We start from the raw sequence: 16,320 nt of genomic DNA, 5'->3' as shown, positions 1-16,320 counted from the left end.
TCGCCTTCGGGCGGCCCTTTTCCGTTGTGGGGGATAGCCGGTCAGGCCGGTTTCAGTCCGGCCATGAAGCGCTTGGCGTTCTCCACATAGTGCGCGGCCGAGGCGCGCAGGCCGGCAACCGCCTGTCCGTCCAGTTGCCGAACGACGCGGGCGGGAGAGCCGACGATCAGCGAATTGTCCGGGAACTCCTTGCCCTCGGTGACCAGCGCGCCGGCGCCGACGAGCGAGTTCCTGCCGATCTTCGCGCCGTTCAGCACGATGGCGCCCATGCCGACCAGGCTGCTGTCGCCGATGGTGCAGCCATGCAGCATGGCACGGTGGCCGATGGTGCATCCCTTTCCGATGGTCAGCGGAAAACCGATATCGGTGTGCATGACCGTGTGTTCCTGCACATTGGTGTCGGCACCGATCGTGATGGCCTCGTTGTCGCCCCGCACCACGACCCCGAACCAGAAACCCACATTGCGGCCGATATCGATATTGCCGACCAGCACCGCATCGGGCGCGATCCAGTTGCTGCTCTCGTCCTCGAAGCGCGGGGCCGTTCCATCCAGTTCGTAAACAGGCATTTTTGTTTCCAGGTTCATCTTTACCGCCCGTTTACCATGAAACAGCACAGTCAGGAACGAACGGCCGGCGAAATCTTCGCCGTGCCGGCACCGTTCAGGATCGCAGGTCGAACGCGCACGATGTCCACGAAACAGGCCACCGCCGGCCAGGATTATACCGTCATCGATTCGCCGCTGATGACGAAGGTCTTCTGCGCCTTCGCGGGCCTGGCGCTGCTGTCGCTCGCCATCAGCTTCGGCGGCCGCTGGTTCGGCCATTCCATCGCGCTCGGCGGCTACAGCGACGACACCACCGTGCACGCGGTCATGATCGGCGACAACGTGCTGGCGGTTCCGGCCAACACCATCCGCTTCGCCGATGCGCGCCGCGACGGCCCTGCCCCGCGGCTCGACCTCTACCTGCGCTATCCTTCGATGGACGGCTATAGCGATGCGGCGCGTGACGACTTCAACGGCCGCGGCGCGCGCAGGAACATCCTTTTTCTGGCATTCGAGCCGCAGATGATGTCGCGCGGCATGAGCGGCCGCTTCGCCCCGATCTATCAATCGCTGATCGAGCAACCCGGAACACCCGGCCCTCACGGCATCATCCGCTATGCCTTCAAGGCGACGTCGGGCTATCTCAACGAGGTGCTGGCGGTTGCCTACCGGCCGGGCCAGGAGCCGTTCGTGGCGCGCTGCCTCAGCGGCGAGAGCGCGCGGGAGACGCTGGCGCCGTGCGAGCGAGATATTCTCGTCGGCGACAGGTTGAGCCTCACCTATCGCTTTCCGGAAGAGCTTTTGGGGGACTGGCAGGCGCTCGACAAGGCCGTCGCGGCCGAGGCCGAGCGCATCCTGAAAATGCCGCGCTGAGATGTGGCCAGGCAGGCGTCATGGCGCCTGCCCGTCAATCCCGGCTCAGCCGAGATCGATGTCGAGAATCGCCATCGAGAAATTGTAGTCGCCGTCTTCCTCGTCCTTGAAGACGATGCCGAGGAATTCGTCGCCAAGATAGACTTCGGCCGAATCGTCCTTGCGCGGGCGGGCCTTCACTTCCAGCCTGGGGTTCTGGAAGGCGCGCTTGAAATAGGCGTCCAGCTTTCTGATTTCATCCGGCTTCAACGGTGCTCTCCAATTCCGATCGTGTGGTGATTTGCGTGCGTAATCGCGCTTCTGGCACGCCGGCAATTGCGATGTAAAGGCGCAAGAGCCTTCAGCGCCCGACAAAGCGGCGCGGCCTGCCACCCGCCACCGTAATCAGATATCGAAGCTGACGACCTGGTCCATCGACTGCGACGGCAGCAGCTGGTCCATCTGCCGCGAAGGCTGGTCACAGCCGGTTTCGCCGACGACGCGCGCCGGCACGCCGGCCACCGTCTTGTTGTGCGGAACCGGCGACAGCACGACTGAACCGGCCGCGATCTTGGAGCAATGGCCGATCTCGATGTTGCCGAGGATCTTGGCGCCGGCCCCGATCAGCACGCCGCGGCGGATCTTCGGGTGGCGGTCGCCGCCGGCCTTGCCGGTGCCGCCCAGCGTCACGCCGTGCAGGATCGAGACATCGTCCTCGATGACCGCCGTCTGGCCGACGACGAGCCCGGTGGCATGATCGAGGAAGACCCCTTTGCCGATCCGGGCGGCCGGGTTGATGTCGGTCTGGAACACCGAGGAAGAGAGGCTTTGCAGGTAGAGCGCGAAATCCTGCCGGCCCTGGTTCCACAGCCAATGGGCCAGCCTGTGCGTCTGGATGGCGTGGAACCCCTTGAAATAGAGGATCGGCATCATGAAGCGGTCGCAGGCGGGGTCGCGATCGTAATAGGCCTGGATATCGACGCGCACGACGCTCGACCATTCGGGGTCGTCGGCGGCCATCGCCTTGAACGTCTGGCGGATGAGGTCGGAGCCGATATCCTGATGCGCCAGCCGCTCGGACAGCCGGTGGATGACGGCATCCTCCAGGCTTTCCTGGTTGAGGATGGTCGAATAGAGGAAGGCCGACAACAGCGGATCGCGCGCCACGGCCTTCAGCGCCTCGTCGCGCACCGAGCGCCAGATGGGGTCCACAGGCTGCAACGCATTCACGCGGGCGGAATTGATATTCATAGACAGTCTCCGACAGCCGCCAGTCCAGTTCAGGAATGCACCTATAGGCCAGATGCCGGCATGGGTGAACTCAAATTTCCTTAGCTACCTGTCAAATGGTTAGAACCGACGTAAATTCAACGGCAACGGGAAAACGAAACCTTGCTGGACGAAGCCCTTAAAAACGAGCTTTCGGCGCTCTACGACGCCCCTTCACGCCATTACCACGGCATGAAGCACATCCGCGCACTGCTTGAGCTTGCGCGCCAATACCGTGCTGAACTGGCCGATCCGGAAGCGGTCGAGGCGGCGATCTGGTTCCACGACGCCATCTACGACAGCCGCGCCAAGAACAACGAGGCGCAAAGCGCGGCACTGGCTCGCGAGCGGCTGGCAGGCCGCGTCGACGCTGGCCGGCTCGACCGCATCGCCGCCATGATCGAAGCCACCGCGACGCACCGACTGCCCGACCTCGGCGATGCCGGCGCCCTGCGTGATGCGGCCCTCTTCCTCGACATGGACCTGTCGGTGCTGGGTGCCGCGCCGGACGCGTTCGCGGCCTATGAGAAAGCGGTGCGGAAGGAGTACGGCTGGGTGCCCGAAGCCGCCTGGCTCGCCGGGCGCGCCGCCGTGCTAAAGGGTTTCCTGGCGCGCGAGGCAATCTTCCATACGCCGGAGTTCCGCGACCGTTTCGAGGCGCAGGCACGCCGGAACATGGCGGTGTTCCTCGCCGCGCTGGAAGGGCATGCTCAGAGCGGGTTTTCCGCGTAGAAGTCGAGCACGCGCTTCTTGAACGTCCGGTCGCCGACCGACAGCATGTGGTCGCGGCCCTGGATGGAGAACGCCTCGGCGTTCGGCATCAGCGCCGCCAGTTCGTCGGGCGAGCCGGCAATGTCGTCGGCCGTGCCGACGGCGACCAGCGTCGGCTGGCAGATGCGCGCCACCTCGCCTTCGCTGAGCAGCGTACGCGAGCCGATGATGCAGGCGGCCAACGCCTGCCTGTCGCTGCGGGTCTGGTCGGCAAAGGCGCGAAACATCTTTCCACGCGGATGGGTGATCGAAGCGGCATCGGGAGCAAGCAGCGCCTCGGCGATAGGGTCCCAGTCGCCGACGCCGTCGACCATGCCGATGCCGAGCCCGCCCAGCACCAGCGTCGCCACCTTGTCGGGGTCGGACAGCGCCATGAAAGCGGAAATGCGCGCGCCCATGGAATAGCCCATGACATGCGCGCGCTCGATGCCGAGATGGTCCAGCAGCGCGGCCGCGTCCGAGGCCATCCTGGCCGGCGCGTAGTCCGCTTCCTCGTAAGCCTTGGTCGACTGGCCATGGCCGCGATTGTCCAGCGCGATGGTGCGGTAGCCAGCATCGTTCAGTGTCTTGAACCAGCCGGGTGCGACCCAGTTCACGTAGTGGCTGGAGGAAAAGCCGTGGATCATCAGCACCGGATCGCCGCTGCCGGAAGACGGCGCGCGGTCGAGAAAGGCGAGGTCGAAGCCGTCATGGTGGAAGAACTGCATCGGCGGCAAATCCCTGGATTCAGTTGCGCTGGCCCGTGCCGATGGCCGGGTGCTTCAGCAGATCGCCGACCTTGATCCCTTCCTTCGCGGCAGTGCCGGCCTTCAGTTCCAGCACATAGCGCGCCGGCTCGCCGGGGTCGATCACGGCTTCCGACTGCGGCTCGCCCGGCAGGATGGCGCGAATGCGGCCATCCTCGCCGATGAAAAGCAGGTCGAGCGGCATCGGCGTGTTCTTCATCCAGAAGGCCACGTTCCTGGTGTCCTGGAACACGAACAGCATGCCGCGGTCGTCGGGCATGTCCTCGCGGAACATCAGGCCGGCGGAACGCTCGGCGCTATCGTCGGCGATCTCGATGGTGAAGGAGCGCTCGGCCTTGTGCGTCACCACCACCAGCGGCGCCGGATCGACCGGAAGCATCATCGCCCGGCTGTCGGCAAAGCCAGGTTGCGCCTGAAACGACGCAAAGACCGTGACCAGCACCACCAGGGCGCCCGCGGCCATCCATTTCCTGTAACGCATCACCGCTCCATGCAGCGCCAGCCGGATCACGACGGGTTTAGAGCATTTTACAGCCAGACGAAATCGTCTGGCGTCGTACAAATGCGGCTAGAACAACAAGATGGAGCGGCAGCCCCAATCTATCCGGGCGTCGGCCGCTCTAGTGTGAAACCGGCAAGGTGCCCATGTCGGGGTGGATTTCGGCGGCCATAAGGCCTTTGTCGCCGCGGCCGAAGCGAACGAGCACGACCTGCCCCGGCCGAAGCTCGGCGATGCCATAGCGGCGCAGGGTTTCCATATGGATGAAAATGTCTTCCGTCCCCTCGCCCCGGCTGAGGAAACCAAAGCCCTTGATCCGATTGAACCACTTGACCAGCGCGCGCTCGAGGCCGCTTTCCGGCGTCACCGTGACGTGGGTGCGCTGCTCCTGCATCTCCGCCGGATGCACCGCCGTGGTCAGGTCCATGGAAAGCACGCGGAAGGCCTGCAGGCCGCGCTCGCCCTGCCTGGCGAGGCACACCACACGCGCCCCCTCGAGCGCCGTCTGGAAACCGTCTTTCCTGAGGCAGGTGACGTGGAGCAGGATATCGCCGGACACCCCGTCGTCGGGGAGGATGAAACCGTAGCCCTTGGCTACGTCAAACCACTTTATGGCGCCCGAAACTTCGACGAGACCGGCCTGGTCGCCGGCCTCATTCCGCGTCGCGGTCGCGCCAACGGTCGCATTCCGCCCCACCGAAGAGGCTTTGTCTTCCATTGGAACGCCCCCTATCGTCGAAAACACAGTAACTGATTCTTACCTGCAGATTAACACTGGCATTTCCGGTCAGTGCAAGACCTGACCGCCATTTTCCAGAAGCTTCCCGCGCCGGATTGTCCTTAGACCTAACGGTTGCCGCGACACGGCCTGCCCCTTATTGTGCGCCGCAACCCTCAGGAGGAATCCATGCGCTATCTGCACACCATGATCCGCGTCACCGACATCGACGCGTCGCTCGACTTCTTCTGCGGCGGCCTCGGCATGAAGGAAGTGCGCCGCAACGACTACGAAAAGGGCCGCTACACGCTGATCTTCCTTGCCGCGCCCGACGACGAGAAGAGCGGCGTCGAGAACAAGGCACCGCTGGTCGAGCTTACCTTCAACTGGGATCCGGAAGAGTATCGCGGCGGCCGCAATTTCGGCCATCTCGCCTACGAGGTCGACGATATCTACGCCACCTGCCAGCATCTGATGGACAAGGGCGTGACCATCAACCGTCCGCCGCGCGATGGCCGCATGGCATTCGTGCGCTCGCCGGACGGCATTTCCATCGAACTGCTGCAGAAGGGCGAGGCCAAGGAAACGGCCGAGCCGTGGGCCTCGATGCCCAACACCGGAAGCTGGTGATCTCCCCGACGCTGGCGGCCTTCAGATGATGAGGTTCGCCAGCGTCTCGTTGTCGGTGATGTCCTGATACTGCACACCCTCGGCGGTGAACTTCGCCGTCAGCGTATCGAAATTGCGGTGGTCCTTGGTCTCGATGCCGATCAGCACCGAGCCGAAATTGCGCGCCGACTTCTTCAGATATTCGAAGCGCGTGATGTCGTCGTCCGGCCCGAGCAACTGGAGGAAATCGCGTAGCGCGCCCGGCCGCTGCGGGAAGCGGATGATGAAATACTTCTTCAGCCGCTGGAAGCGCAGCGCCCTCTCCTTCACGTCGGGCAGGCGCTCGAAATCGAAATTGCCGCCTGACACCACGCAGACGATGGTCTTGCCGCGGATTTCCTTCTTCGGGAAATCCTTCAGCGCATCGACAGCCAGCGCGCCGGCCGGCTCCAGCACGACGCCCTCGATATTCAGCATCTCGATCATCGTCGCGCAGAGCCGGTTCTCCGGGATCGCGCGGACATCCTCGGGCGAGAACCTTTTCAGCAGCCGGAAATTCTCGCGGCCGATTTCGCCGACGGCCGCGCCATCGACGAAGCTGTCCATCTTCGCGAGCCTTACCCGCTTGCCGGCCGCAAGGCTTTCCTTCAGGCTCGGCGCGCCGGCCGGCTCGCAAAAGACAAAACGCGGCTCGCCCTCGCCCGGCCCTTGCCCGAAATACTGCGTGATGCCGGCCGCCAGCCCGCCGCCGCCGACCGGCAGCACAATCATCTCGGGCTTCTTGGCTCGACCCATGCGGGCAGCGATCTCGTAGGCGACCGTCGCCTGCCCCTCGATGATGTCGCGGTGGTCGAAGGGCGGCACCATGAGCGCGCCGGACTCCTCGGTGAAGGCAAGGGCCGCGTGGTAGCAATCGTCGAAGAAGTCGCCGACGAGCCTGATTTCGACGAACTCGCCGCCGAACAGCCGCGTCTTGTCGATCTTCTGCTGCGGCGTGGTCACTGGCATGAAGACCACGCCCTTGCGGCCGAAATGACGGCATACGAAGGCAAAGCCCTGCGCGTGGTTGCCGGCGGAGGCGCAGACGAACAGCTCCGCCTTGCTGCCGGCGGCGAGCGCCTTGCGAAAGAAATTGAATGCCCCGCGAATCTTGTAGGAGCGCACCGGCGTCAGGTCCTCGCGCTTCAGGAAGATGCGCGCGCCGAACTTCTTCGACAGGTAGTCGTTCTCCTGCAACGGCGTCTCGGGGAAGATTTCGCGCACTGCCGTCGCGGCGCTGGCAACACTGTCGGCAAAGCTGGTCATGAGGCGGGCATCCAATCCTGATCAGGCGTTCCTGCCGCCATTTTGGCTTTCGCGCAACACTCGCCGCAAACAAAGCGGCGCGGCCGGCTTTTCGGCGAAGCCTGACTTACTTCCGCCGCACTTGGCTGGAGGGACAAATTCTCGCAAAAACGGGGAACGATCGATGGGCCGGCACCCCCTGCCGCCCTTGGGTTTTGACTGGACATAACGTGCGTTTGAATAGCTTTTTCGTCGCGGCCCTTGCCCTGCTTGTCGCCGGCTGCGGTGGCCACCGGACCGAAGACCTCCTCGGCAGCGCGGTCGTATCCGCCTCCGTCTCGCAGATCGCGGGCAACCACGCGATCTTCATCGCCACCACGCGCAAGCGCTCCAGCGATCCGAGCAAGGTCTTCGACGGCGAGCGCTCGGCCAAGCTCAATTTCGCCCGCGTCAACGTCACCGTCCCGCTGGTCCACAAGACCGGGCAGATCGAGCGCAAGAGCCGCGGCCGGTCCGACGACCCGTCCCGGTACTTCATGGCGACCGACGTGGTCGGCTACGACACCGCGCCGAAATTCTCGCAAGCGCTCAACGCCGACATCGCCGCGCGCGGCGGCCGCGTCATGCTGTTCGTCCACGGCTACAACACCGGCTTCGACGACGCCGTCTACCGGCTGACCCAGATCGTCCACGACGCAGGCTATCCCGGCACGCCGGTACTGTTTTCCTGGGCCTCCGGCGCCTCGACCACCAGCTACGTCTACGACAAGGAAAGCGCCAGCGCCGCGCGCGACCAGCTCGAGGTGACGCTGCGGATGCTCGAACAGTCGGGCGCGCGACGCATCGACATCGTCGCGCATTCCATGGGCACCTGGATCACCATGGAAACGCTGCGCCAGCTGGCGATCACCGGCGACCGCGACCTCGGCGGCAAGCTCGGCGACGTGGTCCTGGCCTCGCCGGACATCGACGTCGACGTGTTCAAGAGCCAGATGCGGCGCTACGGCAAGCCCGACAAGCCGTTCATCCTGCTTCTGTCCGATGACGACCGGGCGCTGCGCCTCTCCGGCCTGATCGCGGGCTGGAAGCCGCGCGTCGGCGACTACAAGAACGCTTCCGACCTCGCCGACTACGGCGTCACCGTGGTCGACGTCTCGCGCGCCAAGGGCAGCGACAGCTTCAACCACACCAAGTTCGCGGACAACCCGGCTCTAGTGAAGGAGCTCGGCCAGCGGCTGCGCCTCGACGACGGCTTTGCCAGCGACCGCGACGTGACCGACCGCATCAGGCAACTTACTCAGGCCGGCGGTGTCCTGTAGTGCCGGCCACCGCGCCCACCGGCCGCCTCACTTGCGGCTGGACCGAAAATGGTTCTTTCTTTATCGGATGGTGAGGCGCCCGGCGCCACCCACGATTGAGGAGCGATGTCGCCGTGCGCCAGAGGTCGTTGATCGCCGTGTTACTCGCGCTCGCCCTCGCCGGCTGCGCCGGCAACAGCGCGCATGACCTGATCAACCGGGTCGCCGTCGAGGCGCCGGCGTCCAGCATCGGCTCCACCCATGAAATCTTCGTCGCCACCACGCGCCAGCAGGCCACCGCCAATCCGCGCCAGGTCTTCGACGGCGACCGCTCGCTGACCACCAACTACGCGCGCGTCGACGTCACCGTGCCGAAGGCCCACCGCGTCGGCAGCATCGAGCGCGCCAAGGGTCGCGCGCCCAGCGATCCGGCCAAGGACTTCACCGCCAGGCGGGTCGTCACCTACCCCGACCGGCAGCATTTCGCCAAGGCGCTCGGCGCCGACGTGGTCAAGCGAGGCGAGCGCGCGCTGGTGTTCGTGCACGGCTTCAACAACGGCTTCGACGACGGCATCTACCGGCTGACCCAGATCGCCGCCGACACCAATTACCCGGGCACGCCGGTGCTGTTTTCCTGGGCGTCGGGCGGCCGCATCACCGACTACGTCTACGACAAGGAAAGCGCCAACGCGGCCCGCGACGACCTCGAGGCGACGCTTCGCCTGCTCGCCGCGACCAAGGTGAAAAGCATCGACATCATCGCCCATTCGATGGGCACCTGGGTGACGATGGAAGCGCTGAGGCAACTGGCCATCACCGGCGATCGCGATCTCGGCGGCAAGCTCGGCTACGTCATCCTCGCCTCGCCCGACATCGATGTCGACGTGTTCAAGAAGCAGATGCTGCGCTACGGCAAGCCGGACAAGCCGTTCACCGTGCTTCTGTCGGGCGACGACCGCGCCCTGCAGATTTCAGGACTGATTTCCGGTTCCAAGCCGCGCGTCGGCGACTATAACGACGCCGCCGACCTCGCCAGCTACGGCGTCATCGTCGTGGACCTCACCAAGACCAAGGGAGCGGACCGGCTCAACCACGCCAAATTCGCCGACAATCCCATCCTGGTGCAACTGCTCGGCGACCGCCTGAGCGCGCCGGCCAGCCTGTCGGACACCGAACCGCCGCTCGACGAGCGACGCATCAACGACCTCGGCCAGGGCCTCGGACAAGCGGTCGGCGCTGTGGCGGAGATCGTCATCACGACGCCGCTCAAGGTGCTGACCGTCGTCACCGGACAGTGAACGTCCGGCCCTTGACGGACCGTCCCGAAACTGCGGTTAAGGTTAGAAGATAAGGTTAAACCGCCGATCCGTTTGCACTTTGTTAAGGATATGCGCAAAACGGAATTCGGGGGCGCGAGGCATTCGCCGGCGCGTGGCATCGGGCTTGAGGGGGGTGATGCCCGTCGGCCGCCTCGCGTCCTCACCTTCCCATGATTTTCCGGATTGCCTGGTGCGGACGACGGGAATCGAACCCGTACGGGCAAGCCCGAGGGATTTTAAGTCCCTTGTGTCTACCAGTTCCACCACGTCCGCCCGGGCCGGCTTCGGCCATGCCCAGCCTGCCGGCGATCAATGGCATGGAAGCGCTCGGCCGGGCAAGTTATGCGGGCGCATTAAATCGCGGTAATCTTGCTTCCATTCCGCCCATTCGGCGTTGTTTGTCCACAATGCTGCTGAAATGGCGGCGCCAGTAGTTCCCGGCAAACCGGGATGCGGTGGTGACGAATGAGGGCTGGAGTGTGCGCACGAAGATCGTAGCCTGCCTGATCGCGGTCGCGCTGGCGTTCGGGCTGGCGGTTGTCGCCGGCCCCGGGGCCGTTACCCGCTACAAGGCACATGCCGCGCAGGGCGATCGCGCCCGCAACCAGCAAGGCCCGCGGCCGACCGCCGTCGTCACAGCGCCGGTGCAGACGACAGACTTTCCCATCATGCGCTACAGCACCGGGTTCCTGTCCTCCCCCGCCGTCGTCAACGTCGGCTCGCGCATCGCAAGCCAGATCACCGAAATCCCGGTCAAGGACGGCCAGACGGTCAAGGCCGGCGACATCCTGTTCAAACTCGACGACTCCGCGCTGAACGCCCAGCTTGCCAAGGACCAGGCGGGCCTTGCCAAGGATCAGGCGGCGCTCGTCAGCGCCCAGGCCGACCTCGACCGGGCTCGAGAAATTCTCGCCAAGGGCGCCGGGACCCAGCAGGCCTATGACGAGCAGCTTGCCACCACCAAGGGGCTGGAAGCGGCGGTCGAGGCCGACCAGGCCGCGATCCAGGCCGACAAGGTCCAGCTCGGCTATGCCACGATCGTGGCGGCGACCCCCGGACGCCTCGGCACGATCAACGCTTCGGTCGGTGACCTCGTCAGCAGCGGAAACGGCCAGTCGGGCACCAACACGTCGACCACGCAGCAATCGGGCTCCTCCTCCCAGCCGCTGGTGACGATCACCCGGATGGACCCGCTGAGGGTGACGTTCACCCTGCCCGAGGCCGATCTCGGCCTTCTCCAGTCGGCGATCGCAAACCCCGGCCAGGCGACGGTTACGCTCAGCAGCCGCGACGACGGCGGCGGCCCGCTGGCGCAGGGCGCGCTGGATTTCCTCGATTCCTCCGTCGACACGACCTCGGGCACGATCGCGGCGCGCGCCTCGGTCGACAACAGCGCCGGCAAGCTCTGGCCCGGCCTCTACGTCAACGTCGCGATCCGCTTCGGAACGCTCAAGGATGCGGTGACGGTGCCGACGGTCGCGCTGCAAACCGGACAGAAGGGGCCGTATGTGTTCGTGGTCGGCGCCGACGGCAAGGCATCCATGAAAACCGTGACGATCGCCATGTCCAACGACCGGCAGACGGCGGTCTCGGCCGGGCTGAACAGGGGTGAAAAGGTCGTGGTCGAAGGCCAGGGACGGCTCAAGGACGGCGCGCCGGTCACCGAGGACACCGGAGCCGCCAGGATTTCCGAGGCCGCCTTGACGGAAACCGGCAAATGATCTCCGAATTCTGCATCCGGCGGCCCGTCGCCACGCTGCTGATGTCGATCGCGCTGATTTTGGCCGGCGCCTTCGCCTACCGGCTGCTGCCGGTGGCCGCTCTGCCCAGCGCCGAGTTCCCGGTCGTCAATGTCTCGGCCTCGCTGCCGGGCGCCTCGCCGGAGACGATGGCGACCTCGGTCGCCACGCCGCTGATCAAGCAATTGTCCACCATCGCCGGCATCGATTCCATTTCCACCAGCAACACGCTGGGCAATACCTCTATCGCCATCCAGTTCGTGCTCGACCGCGACATCGACGCGGCGGCGGCCGACGTGCAGGCCGCGATCGCGCGCACGCAGCGCCAGTTGCCGCCGCAGATGACCACGCCGCCCAGCTATCGCAAGGTCAACCCGGCCGATGCGCCGATCCTGATCCTGGCGCTGACGAGCGAAGTGACGCCGCTGACGCAACTGGACGCCTTCGCCCAGAACGTCATTTCTCCTGCGCTGTCGACGATCAACGGCGTCGCCCAGGTGCAGATCTTCGGCAGCCGGGAATATGCGGTGCGCATCCAGGTCGATCCCAGCCTGCTTGCCGCCCGCAACATCTCCGTCTCGCAACTGGAAACGGCGATCGCCAACGCCAACAGCCAGACGCCGCTCGGCACCCTCAGCGACGACCAGCAGCAGCTCACCATCACTGCCAACACACAGTTGGAGAACGCCGGCCAGTTCGGCCAACTGGTCATCGACGACAACAACGGCCGGCCGGTGCATCTCGCCGACGTCGCGCGCGTCATCGATTCCGTCGCCGTGACCACGTCCGGAAGCTGGTACGACGCGACACCCTCCATCCTGATGGCCGTGCAACGCCAGCCCGACGCCAACACCGTGAATGTGGTGCAGCGGGTCAAGACGATGCTTCCGAGCTTCGCCGACCAGTTGCCGCCTCAGGCAAACCTGCGGATGCTCAACGACCGCTCCGTCTCGATCCAGCAGGCAGTCAGCGACGTGCAGTTCACGCTGACGCTGACCATCGTGCTGGTGATCATGGTCATCTTCCTGTTCCTGCGCCGCGTAACCGCAACGATCATTCCCGCCGTCGCCGTGCCGATCTCGCTGATCGCCACGCTGGCCGTCATGTATCTTCTCGGCGCTTCCATCGACAACATCTCGCTCATGGGCATGACGCTATCGGTCGGCCTCGTCGTCGACGACGCCATCGTCATGCTGGAAAACATCTTCCGCCACATGGAGGAGGACGGGCTTTCGGCGTTCGAGGCCGCGCTGAAAGGCTCGCGCGAAATCGGCTTCACCATCATTTCCATCTCGATCTCGCTGGTGGCCGTCTTCCTGCCCATCCTCCTGATGGGCGGCGTCGTCGGCCGCATCCTCAACGAGTTCGCCATGGTCGTCACCGCCGCCATCCTCGCCTCCATGGTGGTTTCGCTGACGCTGACGCCGATGCTGTGCTCGCGGCTGCTCCGGGCACCCCGGAAGCAGGCCGACGCGAAAGGGCACGGATTCATCCTGCGCGGCTACGATTCGGCGCTCGGCTTCTGCCTGAAGAACACAATGCTGGTCGCGCTGCTGTTCATCGTCACCACGGCGATGTCGGTATGGCTGCTGGAAAGTTCGCCCAAGGGCTTCTTTCCGCAGGAAGACATCGGCCAACTGGCCGTCAGCACGCAGGCGCGGCAGGATATTTCCTACGACCAGATGGTGGCATTGCAGAGCCGCGTCGCCGCGATCTTCGCCAAGTCGCCCTATGTCGCGCATGTTGCCCAGTCGGCCGGCTCCAACAATGGCGGCGCGCTCAACAACGGCCGCCTGTTCGTGGAACTCAAGCCGAAGGACCGGCGGCCACCGCTCGAACAGGTGCTGTCGGCGCTGCGCCGCGAAACCGGGACAGTCGCCGGCATCAACGTCTTCATGACGCCAGTGCAGAACCTCAGCCTCGGCTCGCGCGCCTCGGCCAGCCAGTACCAGCTCGTGGTGCAGGCACTCGACAACGACACGACCGACGAGTGGGCCGGCCGCATCGCCGATGCCATGACCCAGGACCGCGCGCATTTCGTCGATGTCGCCACCGACCTCAGCAACAACGCCCTGCAGGCCACCATCAAGGTCGATCCCGACAAGGCGGCGGCGCTCGGCGTCACCAACGACGTCCTGCGCTCGACCCTCTATTCTTCCTTCGGCACGCAGCAGGCCGCCACCATCTTCGAGAGCACCGACAGCTATCCCGTGATCCTGGAAGCGGACCCGCGCATTCCATGGTCGCCGGAGTCGCTGCTCGGGCTGAAGGTGGCCGGCGCCAACGGCAATCTCGTGCCGCTCGGCGCCTTCGCCACGGTGGAGCGCACCGCCGGGCCGCTGGCGGTGAACCAGCTCGGCCAGCTGCCGGCGGTGACGATCTCGTTCAACCTGCCGGCCGGCGTGTCGCTCGGCACCAGCACCGACCGCATCGAGGCGATCAAGGCAGAACTGCACCTGCCGCACACGGTTTCCACCACCTATGCTGGCACGGCCAAGACGTTCCAGGATTCGGCCGCGAACCAGGGGCTGCTCATTCTCGCCGCGATCCTGACCATCTATATCGTGCTCGGCATGCTCTACGAGAGCTTCATCCACCCGCTGACGATCCTGTCCGGCCTGCCTTCGGCCGTACTCGGCGCGCTGCTCGCGCTGAGGCTCGCCGGCATGGACATCTCGATCATCGCGCTGATCGGCATCCTGATGCTGATCGGCATCGTCAAGAAGAACGGCATCATGATGGTGGACGTGGCGATCGACCTGCGCCGCAGCGGCATGTCGCCCGTGGACGCCATCCACCGTGCCTGCCTGATGCGGTTCCGGCCGATCATGATGACGACGCTGGCGGCGCTGATGGGCACGTTGCCGATCGCGCTCGGCGCCGGGGCCAGCGCCGAACTGCGCCAGCCGCTCGGCGTGGCGGTGGTCGGCGGCCTGCTGGTCTCGCAACCGCTGACCCTATTCGTGACGCCGGTCATCTATCTTTACCTTGAGTGGCTCTCCAACCGGATCGGCCGGGCGTTCGGCTCGTCGCCGCGGCAACCGGATCTGGCAAGGCCTGCCGCCTGACCCGGTCGCCGTGGGTGGCGCCGGCGGCCGGCCTCACCTACATAGAGGCGGATTTATCCGGAGCCATTCATGACAGCGCCTCTTTTCCAGCCCATCATCCTCGACGGCCTCACCTTTCCCAACCGCATCGCCATCGCCCCGATGTGCCAGTATTCGGCCGACGACGGCTCCGCTACCGACTGGCATGTGCAGCAATGGATGAGCTATGCCCTGTCCGGCGCGGGCATGATCACGGTGGAGATGACCAATGTCGAGCGCCGCGCCCGCATTTCGCATGGCTGCCTCGGCCTCTATTCCGACCACAACGAAGCGGCCGCCAGGCGCGCGCTGGATGCCGCCCGCCGCGTCGCCGCGCCCGGCACCAAGTTCGGCACCCAGCTTGCCCATGCCGGCCGCAAGGCGTCCTGCCTCAGGCCATGGGAAGGCGGCGGGCCGCTGCCGGCCGGCCAGGACCCGTGGCCGGTCGTGGCGGCCTCGGCCATCGCCTATGACGAGGGCTGGCAGGTGCCGCATGCGCTGAGCGAAGAGGAAATCTGGCAGGTCGTCGAGCGCTTCGCCGACGCCGCGCGACGCGCCGAACGCGCCGGCTTCGACTTCATCGAACTGCATGGCGCGCACGGCTACCTCATCTTCCAGTTCCTGTCGCCGCTCTCCAACAAGCGCACGGACCGCTGGGGCGGCTCGCTGGAAAACCGCATGCGCTTTGCAGTCGAGGTCGCCCGGGCCGTGCGCAAGGCGGCCCCTCGCCTGATGCTCGGCGCCCGGCTGTCGGTGAAGGACGGGGTGCATGGCGGCTTCGACGTCGAGGACGCCATCGAGGTGGCCAGGGCGCTAAAGGCCGAAGGCGTCGCTTATATCTGCTGTTCCAGCGGCGGCAATTCGCCGTTGCAGAAGTTTCCCTCCGGGCCCGGCTACCAGGTCGATCTGGCGGAAGCCGTGGGCAAGGGCGCCGACATTCCGGTGCGGGCCGTCGGGCTGATCACCGACCCGTCCCATGCCAATTCGATCGTCGCCGAGGGCCGAGCCGACATGGTGGCGCTGGCGCGGGCGTTCCTCGCCGATCCGCGCTGGGGCTGGCGTGCGGCGGCAACGCTGGGCGAACCGATCCACGCCGCCCCGCAACTGCTGCGTTCGGTCACCACCATGCAGCACTGGGTAAAAGACGCGCAGCAATAGAGCCGCATCCCCGGGCGCAAAACCGCATCACACTTTTGCTGGAAATGCTCTGGCTGCAACCTTTGGCCCCAGCCCGCGTTTTGCAGGAAATACCGGCCGGCAAGCAGGCCTGGCCGCAAGACCGCTTTATCTGCAATTCCTCAAGCTGGAGGCATCCATGGCAAAACTTGTCTACTCGATCGTCGAGCATGATGGCGGCTGGGCCTACAAGGTGGGGTCTACGTTTTCGGAAACCTTCCCCAGCCGGACCCAGGCGCTGCACGCCGCGGAAATGGCTTCGTCCGAGCAGCAGATCGCTGGCTCCACGGACGGCATCGTCTATGAGGATTCCGAAGGCAAGTGGCACGAGGAAGTAGCGGACGGCAGCGACCGGCCGCAGACCGAAGTCTCGGAGTAAGCACCGGTAAAAAAAGCACATCGGGGG

At 65.3% G+C, this 16,320-nt stretch carries 16 protein-coding genes and 1 tRNA gene; 9 read left to right on the top strand and 8 right to left on the bottom strand.

All coding sequences use genetic code 11. The features are described from left to right. Positions 1-41 precede the first annotated feature (41 nt). The gene (locus ACFOHJ_RS16960) at positions 42-569 is read right to left on the bottom strand and encodes a gamma carbonic anhydrase family protein (RefSeq protein WP_378222486.1); all 528 of its coding nucleotides are present in this window, start codon (positions 567-569) and stop codon (positions 42-44) included. Positions 570-689: 120 nt separating this feature from the next. Between ACFOHJ_RS16960 and ACFOHJ_RS16955 the strand changes: the two genes are divergently transcribed. Continuing rightward, a complete protein-coding gene (locus tag ACFOHJ_RS16955; protein ID WP_378222484.1) occupies positions 690-1,421 on the top strand; it encodes a hypothetical protein in 732 nt (243 codons plus the stop codon). A 45-nt stretch (positions 1,422-1,466) separates the two neighbouring features. On the opposite strand, the gene ACFOHJ_RS16950 is transcribed toward ACFOHJ_RS16955, so the two are convergent. Beyond that, positions 1,467-1,670, bottom strand: a complete 204-nt coding sequence (locus tag ACFOHJ_RS16950) for a DUF3126 family protein (protein ID WP_378222482.1) — start codon at positions 1,668-1,670, stop codon at positions 1,467-1,469. Positions 1,671-1,805: 135 nt separating this feature from the next. Beyond that, positions 1,806-2,651 carry a serine O-acetyltransferase gene (gene cysE / locus ACFOHJ_RS16945; protein WP_378222480.1) on the bottom strand — a complete coding sequence of 282 codons (846 nt, stop codon included), beginning with the start codon at positions 2,649-2,651 and terminating at the stop codon, positions 1,806-1,808. 141 nt (positions 2,652-2,792) lie between these two features. On the opposite strand from cysE, the gene ACFOHJ_RS16940 reads away from it, so the two are divergent. After that, on the top strand, positions 2,793-3,401 hold the full coding sequence (locus tag ACFOHJ_RS16940) for an HD domain-containing protein (RefSeq protein ID WP_378222477.1): 609 nt from the start codon (positions 2,793-2,795) through the stop codon (positions 3,399-3,401). Here the strand turns inward: ACFOHJ_RS16940 and ACFOHJ_RS16935 are convergent. The 3 genes from ACFOHJ_RS16935 to ACFOHJ_RS16925 form a co-directional block, all read right to left on the bottom strand. Continuing rightward, the gene (locus ACFOHJ_RS16935; RefSeq protein WP_378222475.1) at positions 3,380-4,147 is read right to left on the bottom strand and encodes an alpha/beta fold hydrolase; all 768 of its coding nucleotides are present in this window, start codon (positions 4,145-4,147) and stop codon (positions 3,380-3,382) included. The genes ACFOHJ_RS16940 and ACFOHJ_RS16935 overlap by 22 nt on opposite strands. A 19-nt stretch (positions 4,148-4,166) precedes the next feature. Continuing rightward, entirely contained in the window at positions 4,167-4,667 is a 501-nt protein-coding gene (locus tag ACFOHJ_RS16930) for a DUF192 domain-containing protein (protein ID WP_378222472.1), read from the bottom strand. Positions 4,668-4,806: 139 nt separating this feature from the next. Further along, positions 4,807-5,403 carry a cold-shock protein gene (locus tag ACFOHJ_RS16925; protein ID WP_378222469.1) on the bottom strand — a complete coding sequence of 199 codons (597 nt, stop codon included), beginning with the start codon at positions 5,401-5,403 and terminating at the stop codon, positions 4,807-4,809. Positions 5,404-5,592: 189 nt separating this feature from the next. On the opposite strand from ACFOHJ_RS16925, the gene gloA reads away from it, so the two are divergent. Continuing rightward, positions 5,593-6,033 carry a lactoylglutathione lyase gene (gloA, locus tag ACFOHJ_RS16920; protein ID WP_378222466.1) on the top strand — a complete coding sequence of 147 codons (441 nt, stop codon included), beginning with the start codon at positions 5,593-5,595 and terminating at the stop codon, positions 6,031-6,033. 21 nt (positions 6,034-6,054) lie between these two features. Here the strand turns inward: gloA and ilvA are convergent, their stop codons facing one another. Further along, the gene (gene ilvA, locus ACFOHJ_RS16915; RefSeq protein ID WP_378222464.1) at positions 6,055-7,317 is read right to left on the bottom strand and encodes a threonine ammonia-lyase IlvA; all 1,263 of its coding nucleotides are present in this window, start codon (positions 7,315-7,317) and stop codon (positions 6,055-6,057) included. A gap of 209 nt (positions 7,318-7,526) precedes the next feature. Here ilvA and ACFOHJ_RS16910 point away from each other — a divergent pair, with 209 nt between their 5' ends. Next, positions 7,527-8,615 (top strand): alpha/beta hydrolase, encoded by a 1,089-nt coding sequence (locus ACFOHJ_RS16910; protein WP_378222462.1) that lies wholly within the window; start codon positions 7,527-7,529, stop codon positions 8,613-8,615. A 113-nt stretch (positions 8,616-8,728) separates the two neighbouring features. Beyond that, the gene (locus tag ACFOHJ_RS16905) at positions 8,729-9,892 is read left to right on the top strand and encodes an alpha/beta hydrolase (protein ID WP_378222460.1); all 1,164 of its coding nucleotides are present in this window, start codon (positions 8,729-8,731) and stop codon (positions 9,890-9,892) included. A gap of 209 nt (positions 9,893-10,101) precedes the next feature. Here ACFOHJ_RS16905 and ACFOHJ_RS16900 read toward each other — a convergent pair. Then, positions 10,102-10,186 (bottom strand) — tRNA-Leu (locus ACFOHJ_RS16900). 185 nt (positions 10,187-10,371) lie between these two features. On the opposite strand from ACFOHJ_RS16900, the gene ACFOHJ_RS16895 reads away from it, so the two are divergent. The 4 genes from ACFOHJ_RS16895 (at position 10,372) to ACFOHJ_RS16880 (ending at position 16,293) form a co-directional block, all read left to right on the top strand. Beyond that, a complete protein-coding gene (locus ACFOHJ_RS16895) occupies positions 10,372-11,634 on the top strand; it encodes an efflux RND transporter periplasmic adaptor subunit (RefSeq protein WP_378222457.1) in 1,263 nt (420 codons plus the stop codon). Continuing rightward, complete coding sequence (locus ACFOHJ_RS16890) at positions 11,631-14,720, top strand: efflux RND transporter permease subunit (RefSeq protein WP_378222455.1); 3,090 nt, start codon at positions 11,631-11,633, stop codon at positions 14,718-14,720. The genes ACFOHJ_RS16895 and ACFOHJ_RS16890 overlap by 4 nt, the downstream gene beginning before the upstream one ends. A gap of 69 nt (positions 14,721-14,789) precedes the next feature. After that, the gene (locus ACFOHJ_RS16885; RefSeq protein WP_378222452.1) at positions 14,790-15,896 is read left to right on the top strand and encodes an NADH:flavin oxidoreductase/NADH oxidase; all 1,107 of its coding nucleotides are present in this window, start codon (positions 14,790-14,792) and stop codon (positions 15,894-15,896) included. 157 nt (positions 15,897-16,053) lie between these two features. After that, entirely contained in the window at positions 16,054-16,293 is a 240-nt protein-coding gene (locus ACFOHJ_RS16880) for a DUF2188 domain-containing protein (RefSeq protein WP_378222451.1), read from the top strand. The last annotated feature ends 27 nt before the right edge of the window (positions 16,294-16,320 follow it).

It is taken from the genome of Aquamicrobium soli (assembly GCF_042646345.1).
Taxonomy (GTDB): Bacteria; Pseudomonadota; Alphaproteobacteria; order Rhizobiales; family Rhizobiaceae; genus Mesorhizobium; species Mesorhizobium soli_A.
The sequence above is the reverse complement of the archived record's forward strand: the minus strand, read 5'-3'. Positions and strand labels throughout refer to the sequence as shown.

Bases quoted from the DNA above. Each gene is read 5' to 3' on its own strand.
- ACFOHJ_RS16880 (WP_378222451.1), top strand. From the start codon at position 16,054: ATGGCAAAACTTGTCTACTCGATCGTCGAGCATGATGGCGGCTGGGCC.
- ACFOHJ_RS16955 (WP_378222484.1), top strand. From the start codon at position 690: ATGTCCACGAAACAGGCCACCGCCGGCCAGGATTATACCGTCATCGAT.
- ACFOHJ_RS16960 (WP_378222486.1), bottom strand. From the start codon at position 569: ATGCCTGTTTACGAACTGGATGGAACGGCCCCGCGCTTCGAGGACGAG.
- ACFOHJ_RS16890 (WP_378222455.1), top strand. From the start codon at position 11,631: ATGATCTCCGAATTCTGCATCCGGCGGCCCGTCGCCACGCTGCTGATG.
- gloA (WP_378222466.1), top strand. From the start codon at position 5,593: ATGCGCTATCTGCACACCATGATCCGCGTCACCGACATCGACGCGTCG.
- ACFOHJ_RS16930 (WP_378222472.1), bottom strand. From the start codon at position 4,667: ATGCGTTACAGGAAATGGATGGCCGCGGGCGCCCTGGTGGTGCTGGTC.
- ACFOHJ_RS16885 (WP_378222452.1), top strand. From the start codon at position 14,790: ATGACAGCGCCTCTTTTCCAGCCCATCATCCTCGACGGCCTCACCTTT.
- ilvA (WP_378222464.1), bottom strand. From the start codon at position 7,317: ATGACCAGCTTTGCCGACAGTGTTGCCAGCGCCGCGACGGCAGTGCGC.
- cysE (WP_378222480.1), bottom strand. From the start codon at position 2,651: ATGAATATCAATTCCGCCCGCGTGAATGCGTTGCAGCCTGTGGACCCC.
- ACFOHJ_RS16935 (WP_378222475.1), bottom strand. From the start codon at position 4,147: ATGCAGTTCTTCCACCATGACGGCTTCGACCTCGCCTTTCTCGACCGC.
- ACFOHJ_RS16925 (WP_378222469.1), bottom strand. From the start codon at position 5,403: ATGGAAGACAAAGCCTCTTCGGTGGGGCGGAATGCGACCGTTGGCGCG.